Origin of the sequence: Acinetobacter sp. YH12072 (assembly GCF_013419565.1) — a bacterium.
Lineage (GTDB): Bacteria > Pseudomonadota > Gammaproteobacteria > Pseudomonadales > Moraxellaceae > Acinetobacter.
Map to the genome: position 1 here is coordinate 1 of NZ_VOZV01000047.1, position 15,888 is coordinate 15,888.

Consider the following 15,888-nt stretch of genomic DNA (forward strand, 5'->3'; position numbering starts at 1 on the left):
GCCGAGTCGTAAAGCTCAGAAAGCTGTTATTGAACAAAGAAATTTAAATCCTGTGCTTGACTCTTGCAGTTAAAAACAGGACATTTTAAATGGTTTATCGCATAGACATTTTAATTGGTGCATAACATAGTAGTTTTTACGCGGAATTCCTAACGTATTCATCTTTTGTCTTATATCTTTATTTTTACCAATAGGTAAAATATATTCATAACCTACATCGAAAAGTAGGTAATTAAGAAAAAATTACAGCGTTTTATAAGCCTTATGGTAACGGGAGAGACTATAGGGCTTTTTATTTATCTTAATATTCATATATCTATGATGAAGCCATGATACTCTGCGATATAAAAAACCGGCTTGAGAATAGACCGGTCTTTTAGGATATTTGCTAAAATACTCTTTTGAAATATAAAAAACTAAGCGTGTATAGCACTGGGTCTAGGTGTTTTTTGGGCTTAGTTATTAGCGTTATTTAAATAAGTATAAGTCAATTTTTACCTAAGGAATTTGCTTTTCAACTATTTCCAATTTCTTTAATGCTTGCCCTTTTTTATGATCATTATTAATCTTTACAACCAGAGCTAAAATAAAAACCATCACTATAAAAACAAGGAAAATCAAATGCTTTTTCATCATTAATTCCGTCTTTTGATCTTTAAGAATGCCTTGCTCCTTTGTAAATAGATATGACATAAGGGAAGCACTGATACAAGCCTTTTTAAATGACTTTAGCAACTCGATAAACAGTTGCAACTCCACAATTCACTGCTTTGGCAATTTCTTCCTTAGTCATATTGCCAGCTGCTAGCAATTCTTTTATTCGTTTGTGCTTAGCCTCATTGGCTTTCTTACCTGTTGGCTTGTAACCCGAACGTTCCAGGCCCTGCTTAATACGTTCTATACGTTTCTCATTGTCTAGGCGGGCCATTGTTGCCAGGAGATCAATCAACATATTGTTGATGAGCTCCAGAATTGAATGAGTAATGCTGTCACTGGTTTGAATCATTTGGTAGGTAGTAGGAAGATCTGCCACAATTAATCGAAGTCCTTTCTCCTGAATCCTGCGCTTCAGCTCTTGAAAATCCTGTTGGGTTAGGCGTGATAATCGGTCAATACTTTCAACCAACAAGGTGTCACCTTGATTTGCTTCTGACAGTAGCTTATTCAATTCAGGTCGGTCTAACTTCGTACCACTATAGTTTTCCACGTACACAATGGTTTCGCCCAAATTCAAGTTTTGGTTTAGATCCTGCAGAATCTGCAAAGCCCTTTCTGCATCTTGATCTTTAGTTGAAGCTCGTAGATAAATACGTGTATTCATTTTTATCATTTAATCTTAATTCTATTAGATTAATGATAACACTATCATTTAATTATTTCATTAAGTCTAATGATAGATATTGTATGCGATTTGGCTCGCTATCATTCAGCTATACTCTTTTGATAAAAAAAGCATGACTAAAAGCCATGCCTTGGGAATTCGTATAACGTGTATTATGTTAATTTTAGGAAAAATTAAATCAATTTCCTAACTATCAATTTTTAAGATTTGACTAGTTCCATGAATTCTTCCATAGCTTGCTCCTCTACAATAGAATCATATAAATCTCTGGAAACAGGAGTTTTATCATCAGCCAAGTAATCAATAATTTCACATATTTGCTTTCTTCTAAAACCATACTTAATCAATTCAAAAACTTGATTACGTGAAAGTTTAGCTACTTGTTCTAAAGTTTTATATTTTTTGGATAGAAGCAATCTTTGAGTTCGAAGTGTTAACTCTGAATCTTCAATCTTGATTCCTCTAAATTTTCTTGGATTTATAGTTAAAGGTTGTTCAAAAAGAATCCTATTCTTTTCTTCTAGAAGCCTTTCTTCTAGAAACTTTTTAAGCAATTTCTCAAATTCTTCAAGTTCATGGAGAGACAATTCAGAGGTTACAAAATTAACCCAACGCCTTACTTTAGATATGTCCATCTTTTTAACCTATATAACACCACATAGAAATATTAATAAAACAACTATATTTTTTATTTTTCATGTTTTTTGGTAGGGCTGTGGGGACATCCCGATCCAACATTAGTTGAACCGCACCAACGGCACTTATTATTCCCACTCCCATGTCTATGCTTTTTGGTAGGGCTATGAGGGCATCCTGAACCATAATTACGACTCGAGCAATATTCACATGCTTTTTCGTCATCATTATGTTCATGTTTTTTGGTTGGACTATTTGGACATCCTGATCCGTAGTTAGAAGAATTACAGTATTTGCATTTACTCATTTTTTAGTCCTTTTCATTTCTTATTAAAAAAACTTATTCACTATAAGAAAGTTTTAATATATATTTAAGATCATTGCAAGGTTACTCTAAGAAATATTATGGCTAAATCTATACAATCAATATCATCTGATATCAATGAGTTAATTAGAAAAAATGGTAACGAAGGAATTACTCTAAAATGGGATCAGTTTTATCATATATGTGGTCGAGATAGATTGGCTGATGTAATTATGGACAAGATATCTTCCCATCTAAAGAAATATGACCTTTATATAATTTATGGAAATAACCATGTGATTATTGTTAGAGATTTTTGTTGGAAGCCTGTGACTATTTAAGAAAATCAAAATTAGATTTCCAACTCAATTTAACATAATGGTGATTATACGAAGTACACTTGTATATTAATATAAAAATCAAATACTTAAAAATTTCACCCTGATCACAAAATGCACAAAAAATGGCTTTTGTAATAAGTTGGTGAGTTTTTAAGCAGATCTGTAACATTTTGCCAAGAAAATCGATTAATAAATGATCAATTTGGCAATCAGTGCCCATTTCATGCGGATCCGGGTTGTGAAACTATCCCCAATTGCTGGGGATAAAATTTAGGCTATTTTGTACGCTCAGGCTTACGTGAATCTCGGCCCTTTGCGGCTATCTAGGATACTGGAACTTTCCTATGATGAACTCATCAGGAACAGGAAGTTCCATAACATAAAACAAAAATTATAAGTTATTGCACATGGACCAGAGGGTACAACAGCACAATCAGCGACAATAAAAAACCCCGGCAGGATGCCGGGGTTTTTTATTATTTAGATTTCTTAAATCAGCGTCGGGTGTGCCGTCCAGGATACGAGTTAAAGTCGCTTAAAATAACGTCAATAAATATTGAAAAAGTCATAAAATGTGATATGTTTCACACTCTATTTTTTAGTAGTAAAATTTTTTTATGAAACTATTAAAAAATAACAGCAAGTTTTTAAAAAAACCATCTGTTTCATTATTAATAGGCCCTTATATGAAAAACTTTATCACTACCGCATTATTAGCTTCTTCTGGATTATTTATAGCAGGACAGACGAATGCTTCTACTAAAGTTGCGGATACAACCTTCCAAGTTAAAATTGAAGTTGTATCAACATGTGCGATCAGTGCTACAGATATCGATTTTGGTCAAGTAAATAGTGGTATCGCAGCAACAGATAAAACAGGTAATCTAAATGTAACCTGTACCAGTCAGACACCCTACAGCGTTGGTTTATCTAGTAGTGGAAAAATGACTCATACGACTGACCCTACGTCTAGCATTGCTTATCAATTATTTAAAGCATCCAGTGATACAGCAGAGTGGGACAACGACAATAATCGATATTCTGCAACTGGTTCAGGTAGTGTACAGACTATCCCGGTAGTTGCTAAATTATCTGGCTCTACAAATGTACGCGCTGGTAACTATGCAGATACCGTCACAGCCACAGTAACTTATTAATTTTTATTATCGTAAAGAGTCCACATGAAAAAGCCAGCCAAATTCTCTCATGTATTCCACATTTGTGGTGCAGGAATCTTGGCAGCTAGTATTTTTATAACACAGGCGCATGCTGCCAGTTTGCAAGTTGCGCCTATTTTATTAGAATTTTCACCGCAAGAAAAAGTCAAAGAACTTTGGTTGACCAATACAGGTAATGAGAGTATTCGTGCACAAGTACGAGTGAACGCTTGGACACAAAGCAATCAACAAGATATTTTAACAAACTCCAAAGATCTAATTGCTAGTCCTATGGTCATTAGCATTCCTGCCGGACAACGGCAATTGGTTCGATTGATCCGCAATACTCAAATAGCAAATACGACTGAACAAGCTTATCGCCTCATCGTGGATGAATTACCTAACTCCCAGACTAATGTACAAAGTGGTCTACAATTGTTACTCAAATATTCCATTCCTGTTTTTTTAAAAGTATCGGACATTAATGATACAGATCAAGGCATAACATCCCTGCAAGGTATGAGCTTTAAATATAATAAGCAAACACTAACAATCAACAATCAGTCTGGTCATTATAAGCGCTTTAGTCAGTTTGCCTACATGGATGCGCAAGGCAAAAAAATACCAATTCAAATGGGATTGATGGGTTATGTACTTAGTGGGAAAAGCATGCAATGGAAAATTCCAAATAATATAAATGTTACGCGTGGTGGAAAGTTTATAGCTGTAGTTAATATGGATCTTCGTGAACAAACTCTACCATTATCTCCCTAATACAAAATAAGCTTTAGGGATAGGGAGTTTCTGATCATTGAATGTTCGAGCAAGCAATTTTATACTTGCAGGAATGATGCTGGTCACAGCACCGACAACATTTGCAGAACAATACTCATCCAATATAGCCAGTGCGATTCAACAGGAATTGTATTTGGATGTAGAAGTAAATCAGTCTACACAGATTCAAATTGGTCATTTTTTACAACAAGATCAGCAACTCTATATTGATGTAGCTTCCTTAAAAAATTTCGCCATTACTACCGAGATAGAACCAATCATAATTGATCAGGTATCCTATATCGCACTTGATCAGATTGAAGGGCTAAGCTATAAATATGACGACCTCAATCAAAAAATCTCAATCCAAGTACCTATTACACTGTTAAGCAGTCAACATCAATATGGCTATCAGCATCTGCCTGCTGCAAAAGTTAATCCATTGCATGAAAAAACAGGTGTCTTACTCAATTACACTGCTTTTGCTCAGCAGTATGAGAATATATTTTCTTTAAATGGTTGGAATGAATTTCGTGTTTTTGGGCTATTTGGTGGGGTATTCAGCCTTTCTGGTAACTACCAATATCAAGATAATGCCTTTATAAATCATCATATACTGGATACATATTGGGAAAAAGATATCCCAGAAAAATTGCTTAGACTACGTTTAGGTGATGCACAAAGTAATGCACTATCATGGACACGCTCTACTCGATTGAGTGGTCTTAGCTTATCGAAAAATTTCGCTTTACAACCCTATACCGTGACGACTCCCTTAATGAGTTTTAAAGGCCAGGTAGCATTACCGTCACAAGTGGATTTAATAATTAATGGTATTAAGCAGTTTTCAGAAAATATAGTACCTGGGCAATTTGATATTCAATCAGTACCGAGTATTACAGGTGCAGGCAATGCACAAATGGTCATTACAGATATTAATGGCCAACAGCAAGTACTGAGTATTCCCTTATATGGTACAAATAACCTACTCGCACAAGGCTTAAATGACTGGTCTTTTAATGTAGGTTATCCAAAGTTAAATTATGGCTTATCTTCATTTGATTATGCACAAGATCCTGCATTTAGTGGGAGCTATCGTTATGGAATATCAAATAAACTTACTCTGGAAACACATACTGAATTGACCGATCAATTGCAACAGGTAGGACTAGGCACACTCTATCAATTAGGCAAACGTGCAGGACAGCTTAATCTCTCTTATGCTTATAGTCGTACACCTGAGCAACATGGACAATTATTAGGCCTAGGTTATAGCTGGAACTCTACATTAATAAGTTTAAATTATAATGGACTACGACAGTTTGGTGAGTTTAATGACATTGCCAGCTTGAATGATGCGGCATTTGCCAGTAAATCAGACCAATTTTATATAGGTTTTAATACTAAAATTGGTCAGTTGGGAAGTAGCTATATCCAGCAAAAATACACAGAGCAAGAGAGTAAGTTTGTATTGCTGAACTGGTCTTATATCTTGCCGCGACGTATGAACATGAATTTAGGTTATAGTCATGATTTAATTAATAAAAAAGATAGTTACTATCTATCACTTAATATCCCTTGGGCGCAACGCAACTCAGCCACAGCATCAATACAGCGTAGTCATGATAACCAACAGTTTGGTCTCAATATAATGCATGCGCTAAATCAAGATCAGGGAGGGATGGGATGGCAAGCCATGGCCAATCGTACAGATCAATACTCACAATTTCAGGGGCAGATCGACTATCTCGGTCGCTATGGGTTAGCACAGTTAAATGTGCAACATACAGCATCAGACCAACAAAATAATACCAGCGCTTTTGCCTCAGTCAACGGAGGTTTAGTTATTCTAAAAGATGTGATACTCCCCACACGTTTGAGTAACGGTTCATTTGCTATTGTCTCAACAGATAATATTGCTAGCGTACCGGTGCGTATGGAGAATCGTTTGATTGGTAAAACTAATCAGAAAGGATATTTGCTATTGGATCGTCTAAATCCATATCAGCATAATAGTGTAGCAGTTGATACCCTAAACCTACCAATAAATTTAAAAATAGAAACAACACAGCAAGATGTTGTACCTCGTCAGGCAAGTGGTGTATTCGTTCGTTTTCCAATGTATCAAGTGAAATCCGTTCAATTACAGGCAGTCGATGATCAGGGAGAGAATCTAGCAGTGGGTAAATCTGTTTGGGATATTCAACCATCAATACAGCAGCCTCCTAAAACCATTGTAGCTCATGATGGTATTGTATATTTAGATGATGTGAAAAATAATAAATTATATATTGGCGATGAGCTTAAGCAATGCCAAGTGAATCTTCCTGAAGTTTCCACTCTTGAAGGTTTTAGCGATTTAGGAAGGGTGGTATGTCAATAACTCATCAATTTAACCGAATCAAAGCTTATGGCCTCATCAAGCGTTTAGCTTGTATGAGCTTATTGTTTTTAGCTTATAGCATATGCTCTTCATCTGCTTATGCAGAGAGTTGCTGGGTAAGTGGAGGTAATTTAAGCCTAGGCACAGCGAACATTCAAGGCTCGATGACAGCTTCTACGGATATTACCGTAACATGTAATTCAAACTGGAGTCAGCCCGTGACATATAAGATATGTATGGTAGTTGATAGTATAGATCCAGCGGCTAAAGATCCTCGCACAATGATTAACTATGATAACTATCCTGCTTCCTTATTAAATTATAACTTATATTATGATGTCGCACGAACACGCAAGATACCAAACTCAGACGCTAAAAATACAGCTCAGTGCCAGTCTGTTCAAGTAGGTGCTAATACAGGAAGTCCGAGTACATTGGTCAAAATGTATGGTCAAGTTCTTGCAGGACAAAATGTACCTGCCGGCTCCTATAAAACCAATAGTACTTCCATAAAGCTATACTATGCTTATCGCTATGGCTTAGAAGTACCTTCAGATTTAGAAGCTCTAGCTAGTCAAAATAGCTCAACTAACAATATAGTCGTCAATTCTAACTATGAAAATAGCTGTTTGATTTTATCTGCATCAGATATAGATTTTGGTTCAGTGGAGCTATTGAATAATACTTTATATCGTTCAGGGACTATTCAGTTAGCATGTCCAATGGGTACCAATATGAAGGTAAGTTTAAATAATGGTCTAAATCCATTGGGCTCACAAAGACGTATGAAAAATTCTCTAGGAAGTTATATTCAATACGGTTTATATCAGGATCCAAGTCACTCGAACATTTGGCAGGCGGATACTTCATATTCTGTAACCCACCAGACTATCCCTATTTATGCGATGGTCCCATCGCAAAGCATTAGCAGTATAGGGAAATATTCCGATACCATTACTGTGACTTTAACTTATTAGAAAACTCTATATTTAATAGGTAATCGTAGCAGTAACTGTATCTATATATTGACCGGCAGGAACGTTAGTATCAGGCACTTTCCCCCAAATGGTAATATTTTGAGTTTGTCCTGTACCGTGTTGTGAAAAACGATTTTCAGAGCTGTTTCCCCATTCTTTGCTCATAGATGCATCTTGATAAAGTCGATATGAAAGCTTCAAGGAAGCATCCTGAGTATTCTTTAGTGTACCATCACTATTTAGTGAAATATTGTAAGGCGTACCATTAGTACATGAAACATTTAGACTACCCGTTGCCTGGATATTTTGGGTATTACGAGAAATCGTACCAAAATCTATATTAGAAGTAGAACCTGTGCCGATATCACAAATTTCATTGACTTTTATTTTGACCTGAAACTGTGTGGACTGCCGGTCACTCATGGTATAAGCAGAGACTGAAACTACAGCTAGAATTACAAATGAATATTTAAAAATTTTCATTGAATGTGCCTATATCCAATATAGATAATTATATTAATCTGAATTGTAGAGAGTAAAAAGGTAACTATTTAAAGTAATAGTCTGGATTACGCACTAAATTTCATGATTCTAATCATATTATTCGATTTTACTCAACTATGCTGCCATCTAGTAAACAATTCAAAAATAAAAGGGCAAACAGGCTAGATTTAACATAAAATCTCTTATACGAACTTCTTTCTTTATTAAAAAAAACCCCTGTCGTACACCTACAAATATATTATATTTGTTTTATATCAATAACTTAAGATTAGTTTAAAAAATTGGTGTGTTTTCATTTTTGCTCGCTTTTAAAAAAATACAAGAAAAAATTGATCAAAAGTGTAATCTATTTCAGCAAATCACTGATCATTATTCGAGCAAAAATATATTTTTCGGCGTAATGAAGACTGTTCTACTGGCGAATCAATACTTGTTGAAATTTAAGGTAGAGATAAATAAAGCCCTGATTGTATTTCAGGGCTTCGCATAAGCCGCATTATATTAATTTTAGGGAAGTTTAAAAATCTCTATACAATGGTTTGTTCAATATTTTTTGATTTCTTATCTTTTAGGCTAATCAGAAATAGCCAATAACATAAGCCAGGAAATAGAGCCATAAAGATAGTCCATGTATTTGTATACATCTTCCACCACTCTTTCGAAATTTCTCCTGTGTGACTCCATCCAAAAAGAATAAAAAATGGAGTAGCAATAATTATAGAGGTAATACAGATATTTAATAAATTAAGACTGTTATAACGATTTAAAAGAATTGAGAATATGAAGCTGAAAGGCACAGTCAAAATACAATATGCCAAGTAGACAAGACCGTGCCCTATAAGAACCACTAAAAGCGAGTATAGGCTGTATTCCTGATTCATTACGATAAACAGGACTGCTGTGAAAAAAAGTAGCGGTAAAGGAGCAAGTAAGAGAGCTTTTACTATTCTTTCATTTGAGTATTTCACTAATTTAATTCTCTTATCTACTCAATAAATATTAATACTATAACGATTTTATTGGAGGTGTTTTGATTCTATTTAACATAATGGCCGTTATACGAAGTTACAAAAAATAGGAGCTAAGCTCCCATTTTTAATGCATTTTTTTAAATAAGACTAGGATGTGCATCTAAGATGCGAATTAATGCTGTTGGTCCCGCCCGATAAGTAAAAACCAAAACCTCCTATCCCTCAGTTTGTTTAGAATCTTTTTTCCATTTCTCATAATTTTTATCGAGATGTTCTTTCAATACACTCAAAAATTGAGATTCAGCCTCTTTATATAGAGTATTGTTTGCAATTAGATTTTTAAGCTTTTTCATATAGGCAAGTTTTAAAGTTCTGGCACCATGATCAAACCAAGACTGATTGTATTTATCCTTAAATAATCTTTTTTCAAGATGATAGAGATTTCCAATCTGCTGACGAACACCACGATAGCCAAGATAACCTTCCAGAGCCCTAAAATGCCGTTCAAAATAGACTTTTTTTTCATCTAAGCTGGCATTTTTTTCAATCATATTTTGAAATCGTAAAACAACTCTTTTTCCTTGTTCTAATTGTTCCTTATAAGCACGGTCAGTCAACCGCCAAGTCCAATCTGTCGCATGTTTCTCATTGGTCCAATTCTTGGCTTTAAGTTCTTTAATGCTTTTTTTGGGTTTTGTCAGCCGCACCAGTTCATACTTACCGACAATGATTGGGGCTATATTGGCAATATTATGAAAGGTCTCTGCACTTGGACAGATCTCAAAGATTTTACGGTTAATCTTCAATAAATCTTGTTTGTCTGTTTTGCTCAAAACTTTTTTAGTTTTTTCATCAAATAAGAAAGCATCACTGGTGCGGCAAAACAAATAAGCATCGACTTTAGTTAAAAAAACGGATTCACCATGCTCAAATTTCTTCCAGCGTTCATCGTCACTCATTCCCTGTAAATATTCATATCTAAAATTAATGATTAGGCTAAAAACAGGCTCCACATTCAATCTTCTACGATAAGTCTGTTGAGCTGTGTCTAATAAGTGATAACGATCAATCCATTTATTAATCATGCCCTCTGCTTCATCAACATCAAAGCTAAATTTTTCGGAAACAAGATCATATTCATTCGTCATCAATCCCATGATATTTTTTGTAAAATCTTTTGGGTTATAGCTGTAATAGATCATTTTTTCTTATTCCTAAATAAATTTATAAAAGTGATTCTATAAGTGATTTATAAAATATATTTCTATAAAATTCTATAAAAACATTTTTTAAGATAAAAAATTAATCTTTTATTAATTTTAGATCGTGCTAATAAACCACCTTTGGTGATTCTATAAATAGCAGTTCCCCGAAATAGGCTTGACGACCGCAACTTGATCAAATATAACGCTTTTAGGGTCTTTGATTTTTTGCGTGGACTGCCAATCCATGAGCCAATTCTTTTCTGTTTGGTTCCTGGGTTGCCTACCCATGAATCAGACACACTCCCCCTTCTTGAGGATTGCCAGTCTTTGAGAAGCTTTAGTGGTGAAGCTGCGTGCGTGAGGAAACTCTAGCTGGCGCGGCTACACGAGGGGCTGGCGGGTGTGACTCCCGCTTTCTACCTGTTCACTCATTTTGATGAATGAACACCCTCCACTCCCAAGGTGGAGGTCAGTTGGGCGACAAGGACACGGGATCACGGTGACGTGGCGGTGGGAGTAACTTCCCTCCTAGGCTGAAAGGGCCGAAACCCTGTATTAAAACAGACAGTCAGAGGACTCACGGAATGAGTAACCTCGTCAATAGCTGATAACCAGACGCTTCAAGTCAAAAACAAAAATAAAGACAAGGGCGTAGGTTATACCCGCAGGTGGGCTTTTGAGGGCATCGTGAGGTGTCAGGGTTGCAAGGCGAAAGCTGGCGCAATCGGTACTCGATTTTAGGTGAAACAGTGAAATTGTCGGATGACATTCTGTTTTGCTGTCGAGATCAATGGATAGCTCAAGCCTGTAAGGTCGTCAACATGGTGCTGTTTAGGCTGTGTATGTCGATATGGGTAAGGCGTGAACGTGGATGATTATTAACTGCATACAGCATTGTATAAACCTGATACGACTTGGAACTGCGATCAGGGGAGATAGGAATGTAGGTGTTGTATGCAGGAGATCGGTACGGGTTCTGCCAGTTTTCAGGCAACTGAAAACAACTGTTTTAATACTAACTTGGGAAGCAGTTTTGTTTGAAGCCGTATTGCTTGAAAATTTCTCTTTAATTTGAAGAGGTTTTCATTCAATCGGAGGCAACTTCCGAAAAAACAGAACTGTGGGAGAGTGACTTAGTAGGGCTTTGCTGTAATGGCAGAGGAAGCATTTCAATTCGAGTGAAAGGCGAGCGTTGAAATGAGTAACGAAAGGACACGCCATTAAGTTGGAGTGTGTAAGAGAATTGGAGGAATGTGGTTTGAGGATGAAGTTTGGCAACTTCATAGACTTGGCGGTCTAAACCCTCCAGCCACATTTGTAAAAATCGACCTAGAAAATCAGATTCGAGTGGCATCGGATCCAGAAATTCCAAGAACCTTGAGAAAACAAGTGAAATCAAAGTCTTTGATCCGACTTTTTATAAACGGTTAGTGGGGACCTCACTTAAAAAATCCTGACGCAGCCGATTCTGCTGAACGAAATTAAAAATCTGTGTGTCCCTCATCACACATAAATAACTGAGATCAAAGTCCTGAGTAAGACTATAAACTGCTTTCCATTTTGCGCTCATTTGCGTTTTAAGCCATTTTCTCTATTTAATATAGTAATCTTGGTAATCAGTGAAAAAACGCGCCTATCCCCCTATTTTTTGCCTCTAATCGTTATATCAGAGCGAGTGTCTACGAGCAAACTGAAAAAAATTGCTTATCCCTTTCCCTGATTACAAGCTCCCTATCCATCAATCACTTGCCTTACAGAGCATCCCGAATGGGTGCGAACTTTCCAAGTTTGAGTCCTAAACCGAGCGTAGCGAGAAAAAAAGCTGATGAGCGAAGCGAATTCCGAGTTGCTTTTGCTTTTTCTAAAAGTCACGAAAATATTAACCAAAAATTGCCCCTCGAATCGAGCGAAAGCGAGATTCAATAGAGTTTGAGCGCAGCGAAAACCAAGGGCAATTTTTTATGACTGAAGCTTTTATTAAATTTTAATGCTTTTAAATGTTTTTAGGATCCATGAAACCCTTTGTAGTAAAGAGCTTCAGGCTTTATATAGCAACGTTTTCCGATCTTTATAGCAACGTTTTCCGATCTTTATAGCAACGTTTTCCGATCTTTATAGCAACGTTTTCCGATCTTTTGACAACATTGATAATTTATGTTGTTATATGTTCAGTAAATATTTATCTATTTTTATATGAAAAACAAAATCGTTGTAAAAGACAACGCTCTAATTAATGCCAGTTACAATCTCGATGTAACGGAACAACGTCTCATCTTATTAGCGATTGCTGAAGCTCGTGAATCACAAACAGGCATTACTACAGATAATGAGCTAATCGTACATGCATCTAGCTATATAAATACATTTGAAGTGGAAAGACATACAGCTTATGAAAGTTTAAAAGAAGCGTGCCTTTCTCTTTTTGGCCGTCAATTTAGTTATCAATTTGATAATGAACATGGGAACTTAGAAAAAGCTCACTCTCGTTGGGTAAGTAAAATCAGTTATGTAGAAAATGAAGCTATTGTTAAATTAATTTTTGCTCCAGATATTATTCCTTTAATAACCCGTTTAGAAGAATGCTTTACAAGCTATGACTTAAAACAAATTGCAAAATTAACCAGTCGTTATGCTATTCGTCTCTACGAATTACTTATTTCATGGCGTAGTGTGGGTAAAACAAGAATTTACGGGATACAAGAATTTCGTTCATTACTTGGAATAGAGGAAAATGAATATGCCCGTACAGAAGCTTTTAAAAGACGTGTTTTAGAAGTAGCTATTTCCCAAATCACAGAATTTACAGATATTAATGTAAAATATGAACAACATAAAAAAGGCAAATCTATCATTGGATTTAGTTTTTCTTTCAAGCAAAAAAAAGAAAAAAGTCTTCCTAAACTAACTGGAAAACAAGTCCAATATTTCTCAAATTTATTAGCTCACGATCCATCGTTTGCTTCGAGGAATAGTAAAGTTGGTGAAAGCTACCCTGATTTTCAAAAAAGGATAGCAAATGAATTATTACTTCCTCAAAATATTCAATTGCATCTCGAAGACCTAAAAAGACTCGGTTTAAAAATATAGGTATTACAATCAGTTATGAAAAAATATATCACATTATAGCAACATCTTCCGATCATACATGAATAACTTACGTAAGTTACATAACCCGTTGTTTTCTGTTTAAATAATCCTCGATAGATTGGTTGTTTTCAATAATTTTTTTTTAAATCATTCTAAAATTTATTTTTTTAATAAAAAAAGAGCTATTTTTTTTCATTTTTAAATTATAGTCGTTGAACATATACCACATTATAGCAACACTTTCCGATCATATAAATATTTGTATTTATTGTATAAAATTATAAATTTTAGCATTTTAATACTCAAATTTATACCCGAAAAATTTATTGATCTTAAATAAAAAAATGTTATATATTTAACTTGAACAAGTTACGTAAGTTAAATAACAATGATTATTTTAGTTGGTGGTGAAAAAGGTGGCTCAGGGAAAAGCTGTCTTGCACAAAATTTAGCAGTTTATCTTCAACAAAAAGATCGTGACATCTTACTTTTAGATGCAGACCCTCAAGGCACCACAACAGATTGGATTAGGGAACGAGATGCTAACTCTGATCTTAAAAATATTCCTTCAGTTCAAGCAGCTGGCAACATTCGACAGGTTTTAGATGATCTATCTAAAAGATACCAAGATATTATTATTGATGCAGGTGGACAAGATTCAGAAGCCCTACGCTCAGCAATGACTATTGCCACACATATGCTATTGCCATTTAGACCAAAACGTCGTGATTTAAAAACTTTAGTTCATGTCGAACAGCTTATTAAATTAGCCAGAGCTGTGAACCCTTCTTTAATTACCAGAGCTGTAATTACTCAATGTCCAACACTACCTAGCCAGGTTCAACGTATTTTAGATGCAAAAGATGCATGTCAATCCTTTGGATTAATTCCTCTCAATCAGATTACTACTAACCGTAATGTATATGATGATGCAGATGAAAATGGCTTATCTGTATTTGAAGTTGACTCAGATAAGAAAGCCGTGATTGAAATTGAGAAATTGGCACTGGAATTTCTAGGAGAGCTGTAATGGCACTAAAAGGTTTAACAAAATCAGCTCAAGAAACTAAAACCACTGAACAAAAAATTGAAGAATTTATTAGTGGTTCTTCGAAGCGTGTTAAAAACTTAGAGGCATCTCAACAAGTCTATCGTAGATTTACTTTTTCACTGACAGAAGAGGTTAGTAAAGAAATAGATGATCTACTTGTAGAGTCTCGAGTAGCTAAAGCAAACCGTTCAATTATCCTAAAAGCAGCACTCCATCAGTTACAAAAACTTTCTCCCGAAGAATTACAACATGCAGTTTTGGAAGAAATTAAGTAAATTTCATAACTTGCGTAAGTTATTTAACAGATTTAACTTTCATAACTTATGTAAGTAATATTTATAAGCATCCTAAAAATTTAATTAAACTACATAAAACGATGGAACATTGCTTACTTATTAAGCATGGAACACGAAAAATTGATAAAAAAGCCCGAACAGGGATGCTCGGGCTATAAACTAGAAACTACAGCGTTGAATTATAAGGATAATTATACAGCATTTCGTATAAGGTGTATTATGTTAATTTTAGGAAAACTAATCAGACACTAGGTTTATGCTGTTTGGGACCACGCCACTTAAATGATCCTAAAATATTATTAAGGATTTCCTGTAGATGACTCATTGATTCTGGACAGACATCAACTTCTCCATAATGTCCATCAGCCATAGTTGAACCGTACTTAGAACCATTTAAGCTGTTAAGTACCAATGCACCACCGTTAGGAGCACTTATAAAATTATTATCAATTGGTTTTAAATCTAATGGTTTAGGATTTTTTCCAGCTCCTAGTCCTCTAGAACGATCTTCTAAATGCTGAGCCGTATTACGTACACCTCTTAAATCAGGGAAAATATCTGATATTTTTTTATGTAGTTCTGAAATAACTTCAGGTACATTTTCTTCTCTACTTAATACTCCTAGAAATTTATCAAATGCGTCTAGTGCATAAAGAAATGCACGTGCGTAAAGGAATGCAAGATTATGTTCAAACTCTCTTGGTATTGCTCCTTGCTGCCACTTTTCTCTTTTCGCAGATTCAAATCCCAAGTGCAACACATTTGTAATTAGTTGAAAAAGTTAGGTGTATTCATAGAATCATTAGACTTTTTCAACTCGCAATTGGAAAGCACACAATGAAGAAATACACCCAACTTTC

General features: G+C 35.2%; 15 protein-coding genes. 8 read left to right on the top strand and 7 right to left on the bottom strand.

What is annotated here, in order from left to right:
• Positions 1-498: 498 nt before the first annotated feature.
• The 3 genes from FTU19_RS14610 to FTU19_RS14620 all read right to left on the bottom strand — a co-directional run bounded on the left by FTU19_RS14610 (position 499) and on the right by FTU19_RS14620 (position 1,977).
• Positions 499-759 carry a hypothetical protein gene (locus FTU19_RS14610; protein WP_157759226.1) on the bottom strand — a complete coding sequence of 87 codons (261 nt, stop codon included), beginning with the start codon at positions 757-759 and terminating at the stop codon, positions 499-501.
• Complete coding sequence (locus FTU19_RS14615) at positions 719-1,330, bottom strand: recombinase family protein (protein ID WP_076755244.1); 612 nt, start codon at positions 1,328-1,330, stop codon at positions 719-721. The genes FTU19_RS14610 and FTU19_RS14615 overlap by 41 nt, the downstream gene beginning before the upstream one ends.
• Positions 1,331-1,542: 212 nt before the next feature.
• A complete protein-coding gene (locus FTU19_RS14620; RefSeq protein WP_180131749.1) occupies positions 1,543-1,977 on the bottom strand; it encodes a hypothetical protein in 435 nt (144 codons plus the stop codon).
• A 406-nt stretch (positions 1,978-2,383) separates the two neighbouring features.
• Between FTU19_RS14620 and FTU19_RS14625 the strand changes: the two genes are divergently transcribed.
• The 5 genes from FTU19_RS14625 to FTU19_RS14645 all read left to right on the top strand — a co-directional run bounded on the left by FTU19_RS14625 (position 2,384) and on the right by FTU19_RS14645 (position 7,914).
• The gene (locus FTU19_RS14625; RefSeq protein ID WP_180131752.1) at positions 2,384-2,623 is read left to right on the top strand and encodes a hypothetical protein; all 240 of its coding nucleotides are present in this window, start codon (positions 2,384-2,386) and stop codon (positions 2,621-2,623) included.
• A gap of 617 nt (positions 2,624-3,240) precedes the next feature.
• Positions 3,241-3,780 carry a spore coat U domain-containing protein gene (locus FTU19_RS14630; RefSeq protein WP_180018704.1) on the top strand — a complete coding sequence of 180 codons (540 nt, stop codon included), beginning with the start codon at positions 3,241-3,243 and terminating at the stop codon, positions 3,778-3,780.
• Positions 3,781-3,804: 24 nt separating this feature from the next.
• Positions 3,805-4,554 carry a molecular chaperone gene (locus FTU19_RS14635; protein ID WP_145755959.1) on the top strand — a complete coding sequence of 250 codons (750 nt, stop codon included), beginning with the start codon at positions 3,805-3,807 and terminating at the stop codon, positions 4,552-4,554.
• Between the two features lie 37 nt (positions 4,555-4,591).
• On the top strand, positions 4,592-6,937 hold the full coding sequence (locus FTU19_RS14640; RefSeq protein ID WP_180131754.1) for a fimbria/pilus outer membrane usher protein: 2,346 nt from the start codon (positions 4,592-4,594) through the stop codon (positions 6,935-6,937).
• Positions 6,928-7,914 (top strand): spore coat U domain-containing protein, encoded by a 987-nt coding sequence (locus tag FTU19_RS14645; RefSeq protein ID WP_145755957.1) that lies wholly within the window; start codon positions 6,928-6,930, stop codon positions 7,912-7,914. Before FTU19_RS14640 ends, FTU19_RS14645 begins: the two co-directional genes overlap by 10 nt.
• A 12-nt stretch (positions 7,915-7,926) precedes the next feature.
• Here FTU19_RS14645 and FTU19_RS14650 read toward each other — a convergent pair whose 3' ends face one another.
• The 3 genes from FTU19_RS14650 to FTU19_RS14660 form a co-directional block, all read right to left on the bottom strand.
• The gene (locus FTU19_RS14650; protein WP_166134623.1) at positions 7,927-8,397 is read right to left on the bottom strand and encodes a spore coat U domain-containing protein; all 471 of its coding nucleotides are present in this window, start codon (positions 8,395-8,397) and stop codon (positions 7,927-7,929) included.
• Between the two features lie 548 nt (positions 8,398-8,945).
• Positions 8,946-9,386: a hypothetical protein gene (locus FTU19_RS14655; RefSeq protein WP_180131757.1), complete on the bottom strand. Its 441-nt coding sequence runs from the start codon at positions 9,384-9,386 to the stop codon at positions 8,946-8,948.
• Between the two features lie 218 nt (positions 9,387-9,604).
• Complete coding sequence (locus FTU19_RS14660; RefSeq protein ID WP_257225472.1) at positions 9,605-10,591, bottom strand: hypothetical protein; 987 nt, start codon at positions 10,589-10,591, stop codon at positions 9,605-9,607.
• Between the two features lie 2,196 nt (positions 10,592-12,787).
• On the opposite strand from FTU19_RS14660, the gene repM reads away from it, so the two are divergent.
• The 3 genes from repM to FTU19_RS14675 all read left to right on the top strand — a co-directional run bounded on the left by repM (position 12,788) and on the right by FTU19_RS14675 (position 15,007).
• Positions 12,788-13,681: a replication initiation protein RepM gene (repM, locus tag FTU19_RS14665; protein ID WP_180131760.1), complete on the top strand. Its 894-nt coding sequence runs from the start codon at positions 12,788-12,790 to the stop codon at positions 13,679-13,681.
• A 388-nt stretch (positions 13,682-14,069) separates the two neighbouring features.
• Entirely contained in the window at positions 14,070-14,711 is a 642-nt protein-coding gene (locus FTU19_RS14670; protein ID WP_180131763.1) for an AAA family ATPase, read from the top strand.
• A complete protein-coding gene (locus FTU19_RS14675) occupies positions 14,711-15,007 on the top strand; it encodes a hypothetical protein (protein WP_180131765.1) in 297 nt (98 codons plus the stop codon). Before FTU19_RS14670 ends, FTU19_RS14675 begins: the two co-directional genes overlap by 1 nt.
• A gap of 262 nt (positions 15,008-15,269) precedes the next feature.
• Here the strand turns inward: FTU19_RS14675 and FTU19_RS14680 are convergent, their stop codons facing one another.
• Positions 15,270-15,779 (bottom strand): hypothetical protein, encoded by a 510-nt coding sequence (locus FTU19_RS14680; RefSeq protein ID WP_257225473.1) that lies wholly within the window; start codon positions 15,777-15,779, stop codon positions 15,270-15,272.
• Positions 15,780-15,888 lie beyond the last annotated feature (109 nt).

What these genes read in the sequence shown, in the direction of transcription:
- FTU19_RS14615 (WP_076755244.1), bottom strand. Translation starts at nt 1,330, where the DNA reads ATGATAAAAATGAATACACGTATTTATCTACGAGCTTCAACTAAAGAT.
- FTU19_RS14620 (WP_180131749.1), bottom strand. Translation starts at nt 1,977, where the DNA reads ATGGACATATCTAAAGTAAGGCGTTGGGTTAATTTTGTAACCTCTGAA.
- FTU19_RS14625 (WP_180131752.1), top strand. Translation starts at nt 2,384, where the DNA reads ATGGCTAAATCTATACAATCAATATCATCTGATATCAATGAGTTAATT.
- FTU19_RS14630 (WP_180018704.1), top strand. Translation starts at nt 3,241, where the DNA reads ATGAAACTATTAAAAAATAACAGCAAGTTTTTAAAAAAACCATCTGTT.
- FTU19_RS14635 (WP_145755959.1), top strand. Translation starts at nt 3,805, where the DNA reads ATGAAAAAGCCAGCCAAATTCTCTCATGTATTCCACATTTGTGGTGCA.
- FTU19_RS14645 (WP_145755957.1), top strand. Translation starts at nt 6,928, where the DNA reads ATGTCAATAACTCATCAATTTAACCGAATCAAAGCTTATGGCCTCATC.
- FTU19_RS14650 (WP_166134623.1), bottom strand. Translation starts at nt 8,397, where the DNA reads ATGAAAATTTTTAAATATTCATTTGTAATTCTAGCTGTAGTTTCAGTC.
- FTU19_RS14660 (WP_257225472.1), bottom strand. Translation starts at nt 10,591, where the DNA reads ATGATCTATTACAGCTATAACCCAAAAGATTTTACAAAAAATATCATG.
- repM (WP_180131760.1), top strand. Translation starts at nt 12,788, where the DNA reads ATGAAAAACAAAATCGTTGTAAAAGACAACGCTCTAATTAATGCCAGT.
- FTU19_RS14670 (WP_180131763.1), top strand. Translation starts at nt 14,070, where the DNA reads ATGATTATTTTAGTTGGTGGTGAAAAAGGTGGCTCAGGGAAAAGCTGT.
- FTU19_RS14675 (WP_180131765.1), top strand. Translation starts at nt 14,711, where the DNA reads ATGGCACTAAAAGGTTTAACAAAATCAGCTCAAGAAACTAAAACCACT.